The organism is Polaromonas sp. YR568, assembly GCF_943371715.1.
Lineage (GTDB): Bacteria > Pseudomonadota > Gammaproteobacteria > Burkholderiales > Burkholderiaceae_C > Polaromonas.
In genome coordinates, this window is record NZ_CALRVW010000004.1 from 62,057 (window position 1) to 80,885 (window position 18,829).

Consider the following 18,829-nt stretch of genomic DNA (forward strand, 5'->3'; position numbering starts at 1 on the left):
TGGCCGTTCTAGCGGGCCTCGAATTCCGGTTCAGACCACTGCGAGGACGACACGACGCCGGGCAGCTCGAAGTCCATGGGCGCGCTGGGCACGGAATCCGGGCTCCGCTGCTGGCCGGCCATGATGGCTTCGTGCATGCGGTGCGCCACATACCAGCTGGAGCGCAGGCGCGCTTCACGCGTATGGGAGCCCAGGCGGGGCGTGATGAACAGGTTCTTCAGTCCCAGCACGGGTGAGCCGGCGGCCGTGAAATTGCCCTCGGCGCCGTCCAGGATGCAGGCCTCAATACGGCCATCACACAAGGCCGCAGCCAGCGCGTTTTCGTCAAACAATGCGCTGCGGCTGATGCCCACCCACAACTGGCCGTGTTTGCAGGCGGCCAGCAGCTTCTCGTTGACAAAGCTGCGGAAGCGCTCGGCATAAAGCATCTGGACCGACACCGCGTCCGCCTGGCTGACCAGCTCGGTCAAGGTCACCGGCTGGATGCGCAATCGCTCCCAGATCGGTGCGGTATGGTGAACAGCGGGGTCATAACCGATCAGCCGCACGCCCAGGCCGGTGAGCATGCCCGCCAGCGTGTGCGCGGTTGGCGCCAACCCGAGAATGGCCACCGTGCTGCCGTGCAGCTCACGGCCCATCTGGGTGCTGGGATGACGCCGTCCCATCAAGGCCGACACCACACCACGCCGGTACAGCAGCAGCAGGCCGCTCAGCAGGAACTCGGCGTTGGAGCGCACATTGGCGCTGCTGGCATGAATGACCTTGATGCCGCGTTCCTTGCAGGCCTCCAGGTCGGTGTTGTCGGTGCCGACGTGGAGGCGGCCGACGGCCCTGAGCTTGGGCATGAAGTCGAGAAACTCACGGGTGACCACCGTCTGGCGCGGAAACACGATGCCCCGGCTCTTGTAAGCCGCCTTGCGCAGCAACACCATGTCGTCCGCGAGTTCGGGACGGTATTGCACGCCATGCCGGGTTTCGAGCCAGGCCATGGCTTCGGGAACCAATGCATCAAGAAGTAAGATGTCCACGCGGCGTCCTCTTTACTGTTATTCTTTTTCGTCATGCTTCTGACTCTGTGTCAGTAACGCAACACTCTAGTTCCATTCCCAAGCCAAGTAAATGAAAAAAGTCACAACTTTAAAGAAGGCGGTTTTCCCCGTCGCAGGTCTCGGAACGCGGTTTTTGCCCGCCACCAAAGCCCAGCCCAAGGAAATGCTGCCGGTTGTGGACAAGCCGCTGATTCAGTACGCGGTCGAGGAAGCCTATGCGGCCGGAATACGCCACATGATTTTTGTAACCGGACGCAATAAACGGGCCATCGAAGACCACTTCGACACCGCTTACGAACTCGAGACCGAACTTGAAGCCGCCAAGAAGCACCATTTGCTGGAGCTCGTCCGCTCGATGAACCCGGGTGACATGGATTTTTCCTACGTGCGCCAGCCGCGCTCGCTCGGTCTGGGCCATGCGGTGCTGTGCGCGGAACACCTCGTCGGCGACGAACCTTTTGCAGTGCTGCTGGCCGATGACCTGATGGTCGGCGAGCCGGCCGTCCTGGCCCAGATGGCCGCCCACTTCGAGCAGGTCCAGCAATCGATTCTGGCTGTGCAGGAGGTGCCGCTGGAACATACCCGGCGCTACGGCATTGTGGCGACCGAGCCTGTGGTCGATGGCCTGATGAAGGTCACCAAGATGGTGGAAAAGCCGGCGCCGGACGTGGCGCCTTCACGCATGGGGGTGGCGGGACGCTACATCCTGACGCCTGCCGTGTTCAGGCACATACGCGGCCAGCCCACCGGCGTTGGAGGAGAGATTCAGCTCACCGACGGCATTGCCGGTCTGATGGGTGAAGAGAGCGTCTACGCGCTTCAGTACGCCGGCAAACGGTATGACTGCGGCAGCAAGGAAGGTTTCCTCGAGGCCACCGTCGAGCTGGCTCTGCAGCACCCGGAAGTAGGCGCCCATTTCAGAAACTATCTGGAAAACCTTCAGATCGGCTGGTCAGGCCAGGAACGCAGAAAACCGCATTAAGCGGTTCACTGCGCTGCATCGCCGTTCAGCGGCGCTTGAGCACGTGGATGAAGTCGCCGCCTTCGGCCTGCTGCTCCACCAGATCATTGCCCGTCTGCTTGGCAAACGCCATGAAGTCGCGCGTCGAGCCGGGATCGGTCGAAACCACCCGGAGCAACTGACCGCTGCTCATCTCGGCCAGGGCCTTTTTGGCCTTCAGGATAGGCAGGGGGCAATTCAGGCCGCGGGTGTCTAGCTCTTTGTCGATGTGCATGCGTTTGTCCTTGGATGCCCTGATTTTAAGCAATTCCGGCGCCGGCACCTGCGGGCCACGCCAGACCCTCGCTGCGCGTCCGGGCATCGCCCAATTGCTACAAAAAACAGAGCTGCCTGCGCCCGGTCAGCATGGCCTGGAGCCCATTTTCTTGTACGCCACCAAGAACAAACCCCCGGTCCTGCGTGGCAGGCCGGGGGGTTTGGCGCCGGGAAAAAATCCCGTGCGTCCGGCTTATTTCATGCCGAACTTGGCCTTGGCATCGGCCTCGCAGGCATCCTTGGCATTGCCTGTCATGGCATCGCAACGCTCCTTGGCCGCCTTGTACAGTGCATCATTTTTGTCAGATGCTGCGTCTTTTTTGGCATCGGCCATGGCGCCGGCCTTGTCCTTGTTGGCCTCGGCGCTGACCTTGCTGACCTTGGCATCGGCCTTGGCGGTCGTGCGGGCGGCCTTGGCGTCTTTCACGCAGACATCCTTGGCATTGCCGTTCAGGTCATCACATTTTTCCTTGGCGATGTCGTAAGCGGCATCGGCCTTGGCCTCTGCCACCTGCTGATCGTGGCGGGGGCTGGGTTTGTACTGCGCTTCAAGCTGAGCCTTGGCGACTTTCTCCGCGCCTTTGGCTTCGGCCTGGCAGATATCCCTGGCGTTGGCCGTCAGGGTCTTGCATTTTTCACGGCTGGCCTTGTAGTCAGCTTCCACGCGGTCCTTCTGCGCTTTGTATTCGTCCTTGGTCAACGCCATGGCGTTGCCGGCGAAGGCACAGGACACGGCGAGCGTGAGCATGATCAGTTTCGATTTCATGGGTGATTTCCTTTTCGATGAGGTGAGGTATTTTTCAGGGCTCATGGACCGGAGACCGGCCAGCACGCCCTGGGGTCAATAACGCTCGAAAAACCCGGTCGGGTTGCGTTCCTGAAAGGCTTCCAGCTGTTTTTCAGCCTCGTCCCGGGCAATGCCGTGCCGCTCCTGGATACGGCCCAGCAGCTGGTCCCGCTTGCCGGCAATGATGTCGAGGTCGTCATCGGTGAGCTTGCCCCACTGCTCCTTGACCTTGCCCTTGAACTGCGTCCAGTTGCCCTCGATACGATCCTGGTTCATGGTGACTCCTTTGGTGAATGGGTGTCACGCGGCGGCTTGGCCACGCGACGGGAAAATTCACTGTAGAAGTGCCGTCGGCAGCGTCAGGTAGGCACACGCGGGCGAAGGGCGTAGGTGCCTGCCTACACCCCAGGCATAACGGACCGTGTGACATGCGCACGCCGCCGCTCCCGCGGCTTAACGCGCGCGCAGTGAGCGGCCCAGCAGCAGCACCGGAAACAGACCGACAAGCACCAGCACCAGGGCAGGCAGCGCTGCCTCGCCCAGGCGTTCGTCGCGGGCCAGCTGGTACGTCACCACAGCCAGCGTGTCGCTGTTGAAGGGACGCAGCACCAGTGTGGCCGGCAACTCCTTCATCACGTCGACAAACACCAGCAAGGCAGCCGCCCCGACGGAGCGTTTGAGCAGCGGCCAGTGCACCCTGGCCATCAAGGCAGAACCAGTGGTGCCCAGCATGCGCGCGCTGTCGTCGAAACTGGCCGGTATGCGCGAGTAGCCGCTTTGCACGGACTGCAGCGCCACGGCGGTGAAGCGCACGAGGTAAGCCCAGACAATGCCCAGCGCCGTCCCCGTGATCCAGTAACCCGCGGAGGTCTGCGGGGCCACGGCCTGCAGCCAGCCCACGGGCAGCAGCAGGCCGACCACAATCACGGCGCCGGGCACGGCATAACCCAGGCTCGCCAGTTGCGCCGCGACACGTGTCAGCCAATGGGGCTGGCGGCGCAGCGCAAAGCTCAGGCCAAGTGCCACAGCGGTGGCCAGCACAGCGCTCAAGCCGGCCAGGCTCACGCTGTTGAGGGACCAGCGCACAAACTGCGTCCAGGGCAACTCGCTCCAGCCGGCCACCAGGGGGCGCAGCATGAACAGCACAGGCAGGACAAACCCGAGGGTGATGGGCAGCGCACACAGGGTCCACGCCAAACCGGCCCGCAGCCCGTGCAAGGGCGTGGGCGCAGCGTCGGCGGCGCCGGCGCGGCCACCGCGGCTGCCGGCAAAACGCATGCGTTTTTGCGCATGGTGCTCGATTCTCAGCAGCACGGCCACCACCAGCAACAGGACCGTGGCCAGTTGCGCAGCCGCCAGCCGGTTGTCCATCGCCAGCCAGGCCTTGTAGATGCCGGCGGTGAAGGTCTGGATGCCGAAATAGCTGGACACGCCGAAGTCCGCCAGCGTCTCCATCAAGGCCAGCGCCACACCGGCCGCCACGGCAGGACGGGCCAGCGGCAAGGCCACCTCCCGGATGCGGCGCCGCAGCGGCGCGCCAAGCAGGCGGGCGGCTTCCATGAGATGCACCGCCCGTTCGGACAGCGCGGTGCGGGCCAGCAAATACACGTACGGATACAGCGTGACCGTGAAAACCAGCACCGCCCCGCCCAGGCTGCGGATTTCCGGCAGCAGACGCCCCTGCCAGCCAAAACTCGCGCGCAACCAGCTTTGCAGGGGCCCCGCGTATTGCAGGAAGTCGGTGTAGGCGTAGGCCACCACATAGGCCGGCATGGCCAGTGGCAAGAGCAGCGCCCAGGCAAAAAACCGCCGCCCCGGAAACTCGAACAGCGTCACCGCACAGGCCGTGCCCATGCCGATCAACGCCACACCGCCGGCCACGGACAGACACAGCAGCACCGAGGTGAAGGCGTATTCCGGCAGGACGGTCTGCAGCATCTCCCGCAGGATGGGCAAGGACTGGCTGTCGAGTTCAAACCACGACAGCATCACCGCCAGCACCGGCAGCGTGAGTACCGCCATCAGCAGGAACAGTGGCACGGATGAAAGAAAGCGACGAAGCATGAAGTCCCGAAAAAAAGCCTCTGCTCACGCCGCAGGGCGGATACCTGATGCAGGCGGCGGGCCGTACATCAGGCGAGTGCAAATGAGAATTGTAAGCATCTACAATTGCACCCATGTTCCTGGAACTTTCCAACCTGGTGGTGCATTACAAGGGCCGCTCCAGTCCGGCCGTCGGCGGCGTCTCATTGGGGCTGCGCACCGGTGAAATCGGCGTGCTGATCGGCCCTTCCGGCTGCGGAAAAACCACCCTGTTGCGGGCCGTCGCTGGCCTGGAGCAGGCCCAGGCAGGCAGCATCTCGCTGGCAAAGGAAATCGTCAGCAGCGGCAAGCAACATGTGCCAGCGGAACAGCGGCGTATCGGCATGGTGTTTCAGGACTACGCCCTGTTCCCGCACCTCGATGTGGGCCACAACGTGGCCTTCGGGCTGACGCACCTGAAACCGGCCGAGCGCCAGCAGCGCGTCAGCGAAGTGCTGGACATGGTTGGTCTCGGCAAGGCGCACAAACGTTACCCGCATGAACTGTCGGGCGGGCAGCAGCAACGTGTGGCGCTGGCGCGCGCGCTGGCCCCCCGACCGCGCCTGCTGTTGCTGGACGAGCCTTTTTCCAACCTCGACGTGGATCTGCGCGAGCGCCTGGCGCATGAGGTGCGCGGCATCCTGAAGCTGGCCGGCGCCACGGCGCTGTTTGTCACCCATGACCAGCTCGAAGCCTTCGCCATCGGCGACCGTATCGGCGTCATGCATGAAGGCCAGTTGCACCAGTGGGATGAGGCCTATGAGCTGTACCACCGGCCCGCAACCCGTTTTGTGGCCGAGTTCATTGGTCACGGCGTGTTCACCCATGCCCAGCTGACGCAGCGGGACCACAACGTGGTGGTCCACACGGCACTGGGGGACCTCAGCGATGTGCTGGAGTGCCCCCTGCCCAGTGCCTACCCCGACGGCATCTGCGACGTGCTGCTGCGCGCCGACGACATCGTGCACGACGATGCGGCTCCGGTGAAAGCGCAAATCCTGCGCAAGGCTTTTCGCGGCTCGGAGTTTCTCTACACCCTGCAGTTGCAGACCGGCGAAACCGTGATGGCGCATGTGCCGTCACACCACGACCATGCGCTCGGCGAATGGATCGGCATTCGCGCCGAAGTCGACCACGTCGTGACCTTCCAGCGTGACGAACACGCGCCCTCCGCCGCCTCTGACAGTTAAGAACTTGTTCTAAGGGCCTTCGCGCAGCAGGCGCTCCACTTCGCGCTGCAGATCGGCCGCCCAGGTGCGCCGGTCCCGCCCATCGCAGGGCTGGAGCTCCCCGAACGTGACCTCGGCGCGAAGATGCCGCACGTTCAGGGTTTCCCAGATCGACACGAAAATCGAGTCGTCGTCGATGTAACGTGGCGCAAAACAGGTCTGCCCTGTATCAGCGTCCACAAAGCGCAGGGCCACCGGCTGCACCGGTGCGTCCGCCGCAATCGCCGCCTGCAGCAGGTTGGCATGAAAGGGCTTGAGGCACGTGCTGTCGCCGGTCGTTCCTTCGGGGAACACGGCGAGCACGTCTCCAAGTTGAAGCTGCCGGGTCATGTGGTGCACCACGCGGTGGGCATCCCGCCTGGACTCCCGCTCGATGTACAAGGTGCCGGCACCGCCGGCCAGCGTACCGACCAGCGGCCAGTGCTTGATATCCGACTTGGAAACAAAACGGCAGTAACGCGAGGCATGCAGCACCACGATGTCCAGCCAGGACAGGTGGTTGGCCACCAGCAGGGCCGGCCCCTGCGCCACGGGTGAACCCCTGACCAGCAGCTCGATGCCGACGATCTTCAACATGGCCTGAGCCCAGACCTGGACCCGGGCCTCTTTTGCCGGCTGCCCGAGCCGGGGAAACAGCGTCAGGATAGTAACCATGCCGACCGCGATATGCGCCAGGGCGCGCAACAAGCGCCAGACGGCCCGCATGCCGTTCAGGCCTCGTATGCGACTTGCCCGCCGACCAGCGTCCAGCACACACGCGCCGGCAGCTGGTAACCGGAAAACGGTGTGTGTTTGCCCTGGCTGCGCAAGGTGTCGGGCTGCACCGTCCATTCGGCCTGTGCGTTGAAAACGCAGAGATCGGCCACGCCACCCTTGACCAGTTGCCCGGCACTGGCCTGAAAGGTCCCCAGTGCGCTACCCAGGACGCGGGCCGGCTCGCTGGTGAGCACCGCCAGCGCGCGGGACAGGCCCACACCGCTGTCCGTGCCCCATTTGCAGGCCAGGCCCAGCAACAGCTCCAGCCCGGTGGCACCCGGCTCGGCCTCGGCAAAAGGCAGGGTCTTGGCGTCAGCCTCCACCGGTGTGTGGTCAGACACCAGCGCGTCGATGACGCCGTCGGCGAGCGCCTGCCGCAGGGCATCGCGGTCGCGCTGCTGGCGCAGCGGCGGGTTCAGGCGCATGCGGCTGTCGAAATAACCAATATCGGTGTCCGTCAGGTGCAGGCTGTTGATGCTGACGTCCGCCGTCACAGCCAGGCCGTCGGCCTTGGCCTGGGCCAGCAAGGCCACGCCGGCCGCGCTGCTGATGCGGCAGACATGCACTCGCGCGCCGGTGACGCGCATCAGCTCGAACAGCGTGTGCAGCGCAATGGTCTCGGCCGCCACCGGCACACCGCTCAGGCCCAGCCGGGTCGCCAGCGCCCCGCTGGCGGCCACGCCCCCGCCCAGCCAGCTGTCCTGCGGACGCAGCCACACGGTGTAGCCAAAGCTGGCGGCATATTGCAGGGCGCGCAGCAACACCTGGGTGTTGGCCAGCGGCACCTCGGCCTGGCTGAAACCGACGCAACCGGCCTCCGTCAGTTCGACCATTTCCGTCAATGCTTCCCCCTGCAGGGCCCGCGTCAGCGCGCCCAGCGGAAACACGCGCGACTGGTGCAGCTTCTCCGCACGGAACTTGAGCATTTCGACCAGGCCGGGTTCGTCGAGCACCGGATCGGTGTCGGGCGGACACACCAGGCTGGTGACGCCGCCAGCGACCGCCGCCGCGAGCTCGCTTTCGAGCATGCCTTCATGCTCGTAGCCCGGTTCGCGCAGGCGCGCCGACAAGTCGATCAGGCCCGGCGCCACGATGCAGCCGGTGGCATCAATCGTGCGGTTCGGCGTGAAATCTGCCACCGTGGTCTTCAGCGACAGAATGCGCCCGGCGGCAATCGCCACATCCCCCACTTCGTCGAGGCCGGAAGCCGGATCAATGACGCGGCCGTTTTTAATGAGGATCTTCATGCTTCGTTCCCGGCAACAATGCTCATCACCGCCATGCGCACGGCGATGCCGAAAGTGACCTGCGGCAGGATCACGCTTTGTGCGCCATCCACCACGGCGGAGTCGATTTCGACACCGCGGTTGATCGGGCCGGGATGCATCACGATGGCATCGGGTTTGGCGTGCCTGAGCTTGTCGTTGGTCAGTCCAAAACTCTTGAAAAATTCATGGCTGCTGGGCAACAGCGCGCCGGACATGCGTTCGTTCTGCAGCCGGAGCATGATGATCACATCGGCTCCCTTGATGCCCTCTTCCAGGGTGTGGCAGACGCGCACGCCCATTTGTGCCATGTCGGCCGGCACCAGGGTTTTCGGACCCACCACCCGTACCTCGGGGCAACCCAGCGTGGTCAGCGCGTGGATGTCGGAGCGGGCCACGCGCGAGTGCAGCACATCGCCGACGATCGCCACGGTGAGGTTGCTGAAGTCCTTCTTGTAGTGGCGAATGGTGTACATGTCCAGCAGCCCCTGCGTCGGGTGGGCATGACGGCCGTCGCCGGCGTTGATCACGTGCACGTGCGGGGCGACGTGTTGTGCGATCAGGTAAGGCGCGCCCGATTCGCTGTGGCGCACCACAAACAGGTCGGCCGCCATCGCGCTCAGGTTGGAGATTGTGTCGAGCAGCGACTCGCCTTTGGAGGCCGACGAGCGCGCGATGTCGAGGTTGATCACATCGGCCGACAGCCGCGTCGCCGCGATTTCGAAGGTCGTGCGGGTGCGGGTAGAGTTTTCGAAGAAGAGGTTGAAGACACTTTTGCCGCGCAGCAACGGAACCTTTTTGACCTCGCGGTCGCTAACGCTGACAAAGCTGGCCGCGGTATCGAGAATGTGGGTCAGTGTCGCTTTGGGCAGTCCCTCGATGGACAGCAGGTGAATCAGCTCACCATTCTTGTTGAGCTGCGGGTTTCGTCGGTACAACACAATCAGGCCTTTCGCAGGACGGCAGGAATGCAGGCGGGAAAACCATCGGTGCGGGCGGTCATGGCGTCACCCCCTGCACCTGGAAGCTGAACCGGCCGTCGTCACTGCGCGCCAGTGCCAGCGACTGGGACACCGGCAGGGCCACCCGGGCAGCCGCAAAGTCGGCCTGTATCGGCAGCTCCCGGTCACCCCGGTCCACCAGCACCACCAGCTTGACGCTGGCCGGCCGGCCGTAATCAAACAGCTCGTTGAGAACGGCGCGAATGGTGCGCCCGGTGTAGAGCACATCGTCGAGCACGACGAGGTGGGCGCCGTTGACATCAAAAGGCAGCACGGTCTGGCCGCTGGCCGACAGGCCGCGTTGGGAAAAATCGTCACGGTGCATGGCCGAGGACAAGGTACCGATTTCGTCGGCCAGTCCCAGGTCAGCGCGCAGGCGTTCGGCCAGCCAGACGCCACCGGAGGCCACGCCGACCAGCCGCGGCGGGCGGTCATAGGTCGCCAGCAGCTGCTGCATGCCGCGCAGGACTTCGCGGTACAACGCCTCGGCGTCCAGGGTCAGGCTGGTCATGGAAAGCTCCTTAAAAACTGCTCGAGGATTATGCAGGCAGACGCCGCGTCCGCGTCAGGCGTGCCCTGCGACAGCGCTTCGGTGGTGCTGTAGCGCTCGTCAACCTCGAACACCTGCAGCCCGAAACGCCCGCGCAACTGGCGGGCGAATTTCCGGGCGCGTGCGGTGTTGTCGTGGCTGGCGCCGTCGGGATGAAAAGGAATACCCACCACCAGGGCATCGGGTTGCCACTCCCGGATTTTCAGGGCGATCGCCGCGAAACGGGCGTCACCTTCCGCGGCGATGCTGCCCTGCGGTGTCGCCGTACGCGTCAGCCGGTTGCCGGTGGCCACACCGGTGCGTTTGACACCAAAATCGAAAGCCAGAAATGTTTGCAGGTTGGCAGCCACGGCAGGCGGAGCCACTGCTCTCACGCGTGCCCTGCCTCGGGCGACAGCATCCAGCTCTGCAGGCCCAGCAGCATCAGCGCCTTGTCGTAACGCTGCTCGACCGGCGTATCGAAAATCAGCGAGAGGTCCGCCTCCACGGTGAGCCAGCTGTTGTCGGAAATTTCGGACTCCAGCTGCCCTTCACCCCAGGCCGAATACCCCAGGGACACAAACACCTTGCGGGGACCGGCACCTGTGGAGAGGGCTTCCAGCACATCCTTGGAGGTGGTCATCTCCAGCCCACCGGGAATGGTCATGGTCGACGCGTACACCGTCTCGCTGCCTTCGAGCATGCATTCATGGAGCACAAAACCACGCTCGGTCTGCACCGGTCCGCCCTGAAACACCAGGGACTTGATCAGGTCGTCACGCCCCAGAGGCAGGGCCACCTTGTCGAACAGGCCCTGGAGGTTGATGTCGCTGGGCTTGTTGATCACCAGGCCCAGCGCGCCGCGATCGCTGTGCTCGCACATGTAGACCACGCTTCTTGCGAAAGCCTCATCATCCAGCCCGGGCATCGCAATCAGGAAGTGATGGGTCAGGTTGATCGGTGCAGAATCCAGTGCCATGACGCAATTTTACGCGCTGCCGGTGCGCGCTGGAAGAAAAACCACCGTCCTGTTGCGCCATTCCCGGGCGCCATCCCTGCAGCGTTCGCCACACCCATGATGGGTCCTGGAACATGAATAAAAAATACGACACGAGCCTGATGTGGTTCAGACGCGACCTGCGCAGTGATGACAATGCGTCGCTGTACCACGCCCTGAAGGCCAGCCGCCGGGTCTTTTGTGTTTTCGTGTTTGACCAGGCCATCCTGGACGCCCTCCCGCGGGCCGACCGCCGCGTGGAGTTCATCCGGGAGTCACTGGTGGATCTGGACAGGCAGCTGTCGGATTTGGGCCACCGCCATGGCGTGTCCCATGCCGGACTGATCGTGCAGCATGGCCGGGCGGACGAGATCCTGCCGGCGCTGGCACGGAAACTGTCCGCCGACGCGGTTTTTGCCAGCCACGATGACGAACCCGGGGCGCTGGCGCGCGACGCGCGGGTCAGCGAGGCATTGGCGGAGGACGGCAAGGCGTATCACAGCTTCAAGGACCACGTGATCTTCGAGCGCAGGGAGGTGCTGACCCTGGGCGGCACGCCGTACAGCGTCTTCACGCCCTACAAAAATGCCTGGCTCAGGAAAGTGGACGACTTTTACCTCCGGCCCTACCCGGTGCAGAACCACGGCGCCGCCCTGGCCCCGCTGCCGGAGGACTGTCGCACCGGCGTGCCCGCGCTGGAAGACATCGGTTTTGCGCCGACCAACCTCGCCGAACTGAAGATTCCCACAGGCAGCCACGGCGGCTCGCGCCTGTTTGAGGAGTTCATGGCGCGTATCGATCAGTACCACGCCACGCGCGACTTCCCTGCGGTCAAGGGACCGAGTTATCTGGGGGTGCACCTGCGTTTTGGCACGGTCTCCATCCGCCGGCTGGCGGGCACCGGCCTGCGCCTGCAGACGCAGGGCAGCCCGGGTGCCGCGGTCTGGCTCAGCGAACTGATCTGGCGCGATTTTTATGCGCAGATCCTGAGCAATTTCCCGCATGTGGCCGAGCGTGCCTTCAAGCCCGCGTACGATGCCATCGCCTGGGAACAGGGGCCTGCTGCCGAGGCCTTGTTTCGGGCCTGGTGTGCAGGCCGGACCGGCTACCCGCTGGTGGATGCGGCCATGGCCCAGATCAACCAGACCGGCTACATGCACAATCGCCTGCGCATGGTCACCGCCAGCTTCCTGGTGAAAGACCTCGGCATTGACTGGCGCTGGGGCGAAAGGTATTTCGCCGAACATCTCAACGACTTCGACCTGTCGGCCAACAACGGTGGCTGGCAATGGGCCGCCAGCAGCGGCTGCGACGCGCAGCCCTACTTCCGCATTTTCAACCCGACCAGCCAGAGCGAGAAGTTCGACGCCGACGGGAAGTTCATCCGCAAGTACCTGCCACAGCTGGCCGGACTGAGCGGTGCCGACCTGCACAGCCCCTGGCTGGCCAGACCCGTGGCGCTGGCCTCCGCCGGTGTCCGGCTGGGAGAGAACTACCCGCTTCCGGTCGTGCAGCATGACGAGGCACGGGCGCGGACCCTGCAACGCTACGCGCCTGTCAAAAAAACAGCAGCCGAATAGACGCTCCCATTTTTATAGCTGGAAGCGCTTGTCCAGCAAGGGCTGGATGCCAATTTCTCTATGAAACTGCGGCTTCTGCGTTGCAGTAGTGGCGAATCAGGCTGAGCAGCTCGTCCTCGGCATAGGGCTTGCCCAGGTAGTGGTCAACGCCAAGTTCCTTGGCATGTTCGCGGTGCTTCTCGGCAATGCGCGAGGTGATCATGATGATGGGAAGATCGCTCAGGCGGACATCGCCGCGAATGTTGCGCGCCAGGTCGAACCCGTCCATGCGCGGCATTTCAATGTCGGACAGCACCACCGTGGGACGCTCCTCCTGCAGGCGTTCCAGCGCCTGCAGGCCGTCCGCGGCCATGGAGACGCGATAACCCTCACGCTGCAGCAGGCGCTGGGTCACGCGCCGCACCGTGATCGAATCGTCCACCACCAGAATCAGAGGTATCTGCGGTGCTACCGGCACCGGCGAAGCTGCGGCCAACCCGCGCCCGTCGGCAGCGCCCGATTGCTCGAGCATGTGGGGCTCGGCACTGTCGGAGCTCCAGGCGCGCGCTTGCTGCCCATAAACCGTCGCCAGTGCGACGGGGTTGTAGATCAGGACAACCGCGCCCGAGGCCAGCACCGACATGCCCGCCAGACCCGGCAGACGGGAAAGCTGGGGGCCGAGGTTTTTGACCACCACCTCCTGGTTGCCCAGCACCTCGTCGACGTGCAGGGCCAGTCGCTGCGCGGCGCTTCGGAAAATGACCACCGGTGCGGTTTTTCCCTGGGGCTCGCTGCTCATGCGGGAGGCCTGCAGCAAGGCACCTGACCAGAAAAACGGTACCGCTTCGCCGGCGACATCGAGCACGCCGCTGTTGTAGGCCTGCTGCAAATCCTTCGCTGAAATACGTCGCACGGTTTCGACCACGTTGGCCGGCACACCGACAGAAGAGCCTCCAGCGCGCAACATCACCACCTGCGTCACCGCCGTGGTCAGGGGCAGCACCAGCTTGAAGTTGGTTCCCTTGCCGGCAACCGTGCTGGTTTCAATCCGACCGCCCAAGGCGTTGACCTCGGAGCGCACCACGTCCATGCCGATACCCCGACCTGAAAGTTCGGTCACGTGCGACGCCGTACTGAAGCCTGGCATGAAAATCATGTTGGCCGCTTCGTCGTCACCGATCTGCTGGCCCGGAGCCAGCAGGCCGGAGGCGGTTGCCTTCTCCCGGATACGCTCCAGATTGAGGCCGGCGCCGTCATCGCGGAATTCGACCGACACGTCATTGCCCGACTGCTGCAGACTCACGGTGATCAGGCCACTGGGGTCTTTGCCCGCGTCGGTGCGGGTCTGCATGTCTTCAATGCCGTGAGCCACGCAGTTGCGCAGCAAGTGCTCGAACGCCGGCGTCATGCGATCGAGCATGCCGCGATCCATCTCGATCGTGCCACCCTGCAGGTCCAGCCGGACCTGCTTGCCCGTTTCCTTCGAGGCCTGGCGCACCACACGGTACAGGCGCTCGGAAATACCCTCAAACTCCACCATGCGGGTGCGCAACAGATCGCGCTGCAATTCACGCGTCTGGCGCGCCTGGGCGATCAGATCGTCCTCGGTCGCCTCTACCGTACGCTGCAAGGTGCGCTGCACGGTCGCCACGTCGTTGACCGACTCGGCCATCATGCGGGTCAGTTCCTGCACACGCGTAAAACGGTCGAATTCCAGCGGGTCAAAGCCGAGCTGCGCTTCCTTGGCCTGCTGCAGGCGCGACTGCATCTGCGTTTCGGAGTGCATTTCCACGTCCCGCAGCTGTGCACGCAGACGGTTCAAGTTGCCGCTCAAGTCGTTGAGCGAGCCACGCAACTGGTTCAGCTCGGCTTCCAGTCGCGAGCGCGTGATCATCACCTCGCCGGCCTGGTTGACCATGCGGTCCAGCAGCTGGGACCGCACGCGTATCGAACCCGAGGCCGCAGGGCGCAATGGTTGCAATGCGGTGGCCTGGGCCATGGACATCATGACTTTGCGCGAGCCCGGTCCGGCTGGAACAGCGGGCACGGTCTGTGACGCCCCGGCCGTCTCCCCGGTATCCGACACCGGACCACCCGCCGCTTCAGCGGCAGGAGAAAGTGGTGCCAGTGCTTCGAGTGCCTGGGCTGTCTCGCCGGGGTGGCGCAGGGCCTCGAAATTGGCCTGCATCGCGTCAAAAGTGGTCAACAGCGAATCAAAATCCTGCGAAGCGGCGGCATCGGAGCCCATATGCTCAATGTCCGACTCGATGCGGTGGGCCATCTCGCCCAGCCGCATGGCGCCCGCCAGACGTGCACTGCCCTTGAGCGTGTGCAGTGACCGCAGCACTTCGTTGCGTGCGCCATGGTTGTCGGGACGGGCCGACCATTGCCGCAGAGCGCCGCCCAGTTGGGGCATCAACTCGGCACCTTCTTCTTCGAAAATCGCAAACAGATCCGGATCGATCGCGTCGACTGCGTCGATCTCGTCGTCCATGTCTTCACTGAACGCAGCGGACGCCAACGAAGCAGCCGCGGCAACAGGTGCAACAGGCACAGCCGCAGGAATGGCAGGGGGCACCGGGACCGCGGCGGCAACGGGGGCAGCGGGCACAACCTTGACAGTCACAGAGAGGGAGCGTTCCTGAGCGGGAATGACCGTGCCCGTCAGCGGCACGCCGGCAGGCGACACTGGCGCCGCTGGAGGGGCCGCTGCAGAGACGGTTTCCTGCAATGCCGCGGGGCTGTCGGCAGCCTCCGGGCTGGGGCTGACCAGGGAAGCCTCAGGGGCTTCATCGGCAAAATCAATTTCCCGCAGTGCCTGAAGAATCCCGGGGTCCGGCTGTTTGAGAAAGCCCGCTGCAAACTGATGGAGCAGGCGCCGGATGTCTTCCGCTGCATCGATGAACAGCTGGTTGTGCCTGCCGCTGCTTTTCCCATGCTGGCTTTGCGTCTGCTGCAAGGCATTCTCCAGCGCGCGTGCCATTTCAGACAGGGCTTCGAAGCCAACCGTCGCCGAACTGCCTGCCAGCGAATGGGTGAGCGCCAGCGTGGAGTCGCCGATCGGGCGGTCGCGCTCCATCGTCCATTCGGTGACCTCGGTGACCAGCCGGCGTGACCATTCGTCAGCTTCATTGAGGTACACGTTGTAGAGCGGAATGCCAATGCGCAACGAGCCGATCACTTTGATCTGTTCATCCCCAGCCGTTTCGCCGGATAACGCTTCGTCGGAGGGATTCGCGAAGGATGCAGTCGGCACCTCTTCCTGCGCAGGCGCTGTGGGCTGGATTTCCGGATACTCCGGCTCGGCAAAGACAAAATCATCCAACTCAACTGAAGCCGTCGATTCGGGCAGGGCCGCAGCAGCAGCCCGAACAGGCTCTTCCTCCACGGCAGGTTGACCCAGAAAATGCACGTCAAAATCGCTGGCCGACAATTCCAGCGGTTCCGCCTGTTCAGCCGGTGCCGGATCAGCGAAGTCCATCTCGAACACGATTTCTGGAGGAGCAGCCTGCGCTACGGTCGGCAGGTCTGCAGCGGGCCCTGACAAGGCAGCCAGGCTGTCAAAGTCAATACCCTGTATATCCGCCAGCGCTGGGGCCGGCGGTGCAGCAGGCGCCTCGGCAACAGGCGCTGCGGGCTCCACATCCATCACAAAATCGAAATCCAGATCCGTGCCCTGCACCACTGGCAAAGAGGCCAGGTCCTGCCCTTGTGCAGCAGGAGAAACGCCACTCGCTGCAGCAGGCGCCTGCGGCACGGCAGGCTGCTGGATCGGGCTGAAACGCCCCTCCTCCCGCATCGCATCCGCACTCGCACGAAATGCGGAGGACGTCCACGGCGTCTCACGATTGGCGGCGATATCCTCGATCCAGGCAGCAAACCCGTCCATGGCCTGCACGCACAAGGTCCGGAACTCGTCACTTGACGGCTTCTGCTCGGCCAGCCAGCCATTGAGCATTTGCTCCATGGCCCAGGCGGCTTCACCAAATTCGTTGAGCCCGACCATGCGGGAGCTGCCCTTGAGTGTATGGAAAGCCCGGCGCAATATGGTCAGTTCGCCAATGTCTCCCGGCTCGATCGCCAGGGCGGCAAGTGCAGCCTGCGCGTGGCCAGCCACCTCGCGTGCCTCCTCCAGGAAGATGTCGCGCAAGTCGTCTTCCTCGAAATCGTCGGCGCCGGTGGCCGATCCCGCCGGTGCAAGCTCTGGCGCAGCCACCGGCGCAGCGGCGGCCACCAGACTGGTCAGGGAACCGGTATTGGATCGCGGGCCCTGTCCGGTAACGGCCAGAGCGGCATCGCGGGCGGTCTGGGCCAGCGCCGGCTGGTCAGCCAGTGCCGCATGGGTGGCCAGAACATCGAGCTTGACGCTCAGACTCTCCGCAGAATCGCCTGCCTGGGCATCCTGAACAACGGACAACACCTCCTGGGACAACTCGTTGTTGACCGTTACTGCTGCGGCGGCATCCTGCGCGGTGTGAATGCGCCCCATCAGGGGTTTGAGTTCGCCCTTGACATCGTCGTACACAAACAGCTTTTTTGCCAGCGCGGGTTGGTAATTGAGCATGTCGATCAGAAAGCTCAATGCGCCAAGGTTGTTGCCCAGCTGTTCGAAGGTTCCGGACGTACGCGCCAGCTGCTCGTCCACGTCGGTCACCAGCATTTGCTCCACGCTCTCGCGCATGCGCAATACCGCCTGCGCGGCCTGATCCAGCCCCAGCACGGACAACACACCGCGCATCTGCGAGAGCTGGCCGGGAACCGCGACAAGGGCCGTTTTTTCCTGCGGGTTGCGGAAGAACACATCCAGCGATTTTTCAAGCTCGCTCAGGGAAATGCGCAATTCGCCGACCACACTGCCCATGGTTTGTTTGTCGCTGACGCGCCGGTACAACTCCTCCATCCAGGACTCAAGCGGCTGCGCCTGGGCACCACTTCGCGCGCTGTCGAGCCGCTGGGCCAGACGGGCCGTCCGGGTGGCCAGCTGCGGATCGGCGGGATCCAGGTCATCAAAAGCAGCCTCGAGGTAGAGCACGGCCGTGGCCACTTCAAGCGCCAGCTCGATGGGAGGCGCCTGCCCGGAGCGCACGGTCGCGTCAATCACCTGCGACAGCGCAGTGGCCAACGGTTCACTGGGCGGATGCAACTTGACCAGGGAGTCGGTCACCAGACTGAACTGGTCAGCCAGCGTCTTGAACTTGCTCACGTCCCCCGCCGTCAGCGAGGACCAGGTTTCCTTGGCCGAAACAATCCGTTTGCGGGCCTGGGCAAGCAGCGCAGGATCGAAGCGACCGAACTGGACCGCTTCATAGTCCACCGGCTTGACGCGGGCCAGACCGTAACTGGCGCGAATGGCCGACAGAACAGGCGTATCGGTGGCGCGGGCCGCCACAGCCTGCGAGCAAAAAAACAGCAGATCCTGGGCCAGCCTGTCCGACGCGTCGGTGCCGCCCTTGGCAAAGGATGCATATTGGAGAAGCACGCGCGACGCGGCACGTTTGACGTAGAGATCCACCGTCAGCAGACCATGGGCCAGCGCTTCAAAATAACCAGCTGCAATTTTCCAGAAAGCCCGGGGCTCGCCTGCAGACTCGGTTTGGGCAAACCCCAGGCACATGTCCCTGAAACTCTGCGCGGCCTGCGGGTCGCCGGTACGCATGATTTTCAGGACCAGTTGGTCCAGCAACTGCCTCGACGCATCATCGTAAGCGGCCGGATGAACGTTCACAGCCAGCGCCGGGTCCATCCAGCGCCATTCGTACATCCAGAGGTCGGCCGGATGGATGCGGTCCGCACCGACCAGCCCCTGCACATCACGGTACTGGGGGAACAGCGAGACGGCAGACACCGGCTTGTCGGCCAGCACGCCTTCGAGGTATTCAGTCAAGGCGAAACTGGCCTGTTCGACCTTGGCTGCCGCCTCCTGGCTACATTGCTCCGGCCGCTGGACAAACCGCTGCACAGCGGCCTCCATCGCGCGCAGCAGCAGCGCAGGCGCACCCAGCCCGACCATCTCCAAAGCGCCCACGGCCTGGTGCAACTGTTGGCGCGCGATACGCAACTGGCTGGCGTCCAGGGCCGCGAGGTCGGAGCCCCGTGCCAACTCGGCGTCACGCACAAAGCGCTTCAGGGCCTTGGCAGCGCCGTCCAGGGATTTTCGAAGTTCGTCCAGCACCCACGCCAATGGACCCAGATCATTCACGGCCAGGTCGAGTTCGGCAGGAGATGAATTCGGAGCATTCGATTGCATAGATGGCAGGCCGGTTCAGAAATCGGAGGTCACGGACAGGGAAAACTTAGCG

15 protein-coding genes are annotated in these 18,829 nt (G+C 64.0%); 3 read left to right on the top strand and 12 right to left on the bottom strand.

The genetic code is table 11. The features are described 5' to 3' along the window. Nucleotides 1–8: 8 nt before the first annotated feature. Nucleotides 9–1,028 (bottom strand): NAD(P)-dependent oxidoreductase, encoded by a 1,020-nt coding sequence (locus AAG813_RS04460; RefSeq protein ID WP_341912240.1) that lies wholly within the window; start codon nucleotides 1,026–1,028, stop codon nucleotides 9–11. Between the two features lie 91 nt (nucleotides 1,029–1,119). Here AAG813_RS04460 and galU point away from each other — a divergent pair, with 91 nt between their 5' ends. After that, nucleotides 1,120–2,031, top strand: a complete 912-nt coding sequence (gene galU / locus AAG813_RS04465) for a UTP--glucose-1-phosphate uridylyltransferase GalU (RefSeq protein WP_341912242.1) — start codon at nucleotides 1,120–1,122, stop codon at nucleotides 2,029–2,031. 25 nt (nucleotides 2,032–2,056) lie between these two features. Here galU and AAG813_RS04470 read toward each other — a convergent pair whose 3' ends face one another. From AAG813_RS04470 to AAG813_RS04485, 4 genes are all read right to left on the bottom strand, one after another. After that, on the bottom strand, nucleotides 2,057–2,284 hold the full coding sequence (locus tag AAG813_RS04470) for a sulfurtransferase TusA family protein (protein WP_341912244.1): 228 nt from the start codon (nucleotides 2,282–2,284) through the stop codon (nucleotides 2,057–2,059). Between the two features lie 234 nt (nucleotides 2,285–2,518). Beyond that, a complete protein-coding gene (locus AAG813_RS04475; protein WP_341912247.1) occupies nucleotides 2,519–3,091 on the bottom strand; it encodes a hypothetical protein in 573 nt (190 codons plus the stop codon). 75 nt (nucleotides 3,092–3,166) lie between these two features. Beyond that, nucleotides 3,167–3,388, bottom strand: a complete 222-nt coding sequence (locus AAG813_RS04480; RefSeq protein WP_341912249.1) for a CsbD family protein — start codon at nucleotides 3,386–3,388, stop codon at nucleotides 3,167–3,169. 177 nt (nucleotides 3,389–3,565) lie between these two features. Then, complete coding sequence (locus tag AAG813_RS04485; RefSeq protein ID WP_341912251.1) at nucleotides 3,566–5,176, bottom strand: iron ABC transporter permease; 1,611 nt, start codon at nucleotides 5,174–5,176, stop codon at nucleotides 3,566–3,568. A 113-nt stretch (nucleotides 5,177–5,289) separates the two neighbouring features. On the opposite strand from AAG813_RS04485, the gene AAG813_RS04490 reads away from it, so the two are divergent. Next, a complete protein-coding gene (locus AAG813_RS04490; protein WP_341912253.1) occupies nucleotides 5,290–6,384 on the top strand; it encodes an ABC transporter ATP-binding protein in 1,095 nt (364 codons plus the stop codon). A gap of 9 nt (nucleotides 6,385–6,393) precedes the next feature. Here AAG813_RS04490 and AAG813_RS04495 read toward each other — a convergent pair whose 3' ends face one another. The 6 genes from AAG813_RS04495 to AAG813_RS04520 are packed head-to-tail and all read right to left on the bottom strand — an operon-like array spanning nucleotide 6,394 to nucleotide 10,953. Then, nucleotides 6,394–7,128 carry a lysophospholipid acyltransferase family protein gene (locus AAG813_RS04495; protein WP_341912255.1) on the bottom strand — a complete coding sequence of 245 codons (735 nt, stop codon included), beginning with the start codon at nucleotides 7,126–7,128 and terminating at the stop codon, nucleotides 6,394–6,396. Nucleotides 7,129–7,133: 5 nt separating this feature from the next. After that, nucleotides 7,134–8,426 (bottom strand): dihydroorotase, encoded by a 1,293-nt coding sequence (locus tag AAG813_RS04500; RefSeq protein ID WP_341912258.1) that lies wholly within the window; start codon nucleotides 8,424–8,426, stop codon nucleotides 7,134–7,136. Then, entirely contained in the window at nucleotides 8,423–9,385 is a 963-nt protein-coding gene (locus tag AAG813_RS04505; RefSeq protein ID WP_096699358.1) for an aspartate carbamoyltransferase catalytic subunit, read from the bottom strand. The genes AAG813_RS04500 and AAG813_RS04505 overlap by 4 nt, the downstream gene beginning before the upstream one ends. 58 nt (nucleotides 9,386–9,443) lie before the next feature. Further along, nucleotides 9,444–9,956 carry a bifunctional pyr operon transcriptional regulator/uracil phosphoribosyltransferase PyrR gene (gene pyrR, locus AAG813_RS04510; RefSeq protein WP_341912264.1) on the bottom strand — a complete coding sequence of 171 codons (513 nt, stop codon included), beginning with the start codon at nucleotides 9,954–9,956 and terminating at the stop codon, nucleotides 9,444–9,446. Next, nucleotides 9,953–10,369 (bottom strand): Holliday junction resolvase RuvX, encoded by a 417-nt coding sequence (gene ruvX / locus AAG813_RS04515; RefSeq protein ID WP_341912266.1) that lies wholly within the window; start codon nucleotides 10,367–10,369, stop codon nucleotides 9,953–9,955. Before ruvX ends, pyrR begins: the two co-directional genes overlap by 4 nt. Continuing rightward, entirely contained in the window at nucleotides 10,366–10,953 is a 588-nt protein-coding gene (locus AAG813_RS04520) for a YqgE/AlgH family protein (protein WP_341912268.1), read from the bottom strand. Before AAG813_RS04520 ends, ruvX begins: the two co-directional genes overlap by 4 nt. A gap of 113 nt (nucleotides 10,954–11,066) precedes the next feature. Between AAG813_RS04520 and AAG813_RS04525 the strand changes: the two genes are divergently transcribed. Then, nucleotides 11,067–12,551: a deoxyribodipyrimidine photo-lyase gene (locus AAG813_RS04525; protein ID WP_341912270.1), complete on the top strand. Its 1,485-nt coding sequence runs from the start codon at nucleotides 11,067–11,069 to the stop codon at nucleotides 12,549–12,551. Between the two features lie 58 nt (nucleotides 12,552–12,609). Here the strand turns inward: AAG813_RS04525 and AAG813_RS04530 are convergent, their stop codons facing one another. Then, nucleotides 12,610–18,777, bottom strand: coding sequence for an Hpt domain-containing protein (locus AAG813_RS04530; RefSeq protein ID WP_341912272.1), 6,168 nt, complete (start codon nucleotides 18,775–18,777; stop codon nucleotides 12,610–12,612). Nucleotides 18,778–18,829 lie beyond the last annotated feature (52 nt).

Coding starts and splice junctions, on each gene's coding strand:
- galU (WP_341912242.1), top strand. CDS start 1,120: ATGAAAAAAGTCACAACTTTAAAGAAGGCGGTTTTCCCCGTCGCAGGT.
- AAG813_RS04470 (WP_341912244.1), bottom strand. CDS start 2,284: ATGCACATCGACAAAGAGCTAGACACCCGCGGCCTGAATTGCCCCCTG.
- AAG813_RS04475 (WP_341912247.1), bottom strand. CDS start 3,091: ATGAAATCGAAACTGATCATGCTCACGCTCGCCGTGTCCTGTGCCTTC.
- AAG813_RS04480 (WP_341912249.1), bottom strand. CDS start 3,388: ATGAACCAGGATCGTATCGAGGGCAACTGGACGCAGTTCAAGGGCAAG.
- AAG813_RS04485 (WP_341912251.1), bottom strand. CDS start 5,176: ATGCTTCGTCGCTTTCTTTCATCCGTGCCACTGTTCCTGCTGATGGCG.
- AAG813_RS04490 (WP_341912253.1), top strand. CDS start 5,290: ATGTTCCTGGAACTTTCCAACCTGGTGGTGCATTACAAGGGCCGCTCC.
- AAG813_RS04495 (WP_341912255.1), bottom strand. CDS start 7,128: ATGCGGGCCGTCTGGCGCTTGTTGCGCGCCCTGGCGCATATCGCGGTC.
- AAG813_RS04500 (WP_341912258.1), bottom strand. CDS start 8,426: ATGAAGATCCTCATTAAAAACGGCCGCGTCATTGATCCGGCTTCCGGC.
- pyrR (WP_341912264.1), bottom strand. CDS start 9,956: ATGACCAGCCTGACCCTGGACGCCGAGGCGTTGTACCGCGAAGTCCTG.
- AAG813_RS04520 (WP_341912268.1), bottom strand. CDS start 10,953: ATGGCACTGGATTCTGCACCGATCAACCTGACCCATCACTTCCTGATT.
- AAG813_RS04525 (WP_341912270.1), top strand. CDS start 11,067: ATGAATAAAAAATACGACACGAGCCTGATGTGGTTCAGACGCGACCTG.
- AAG813_RS04530 (WP_341912272.1), bottom strand. CDS start 18,777: ATGCAATCGAATGCTCCGAATTCATCTCCTGCCGAACTCGACCTGGCC.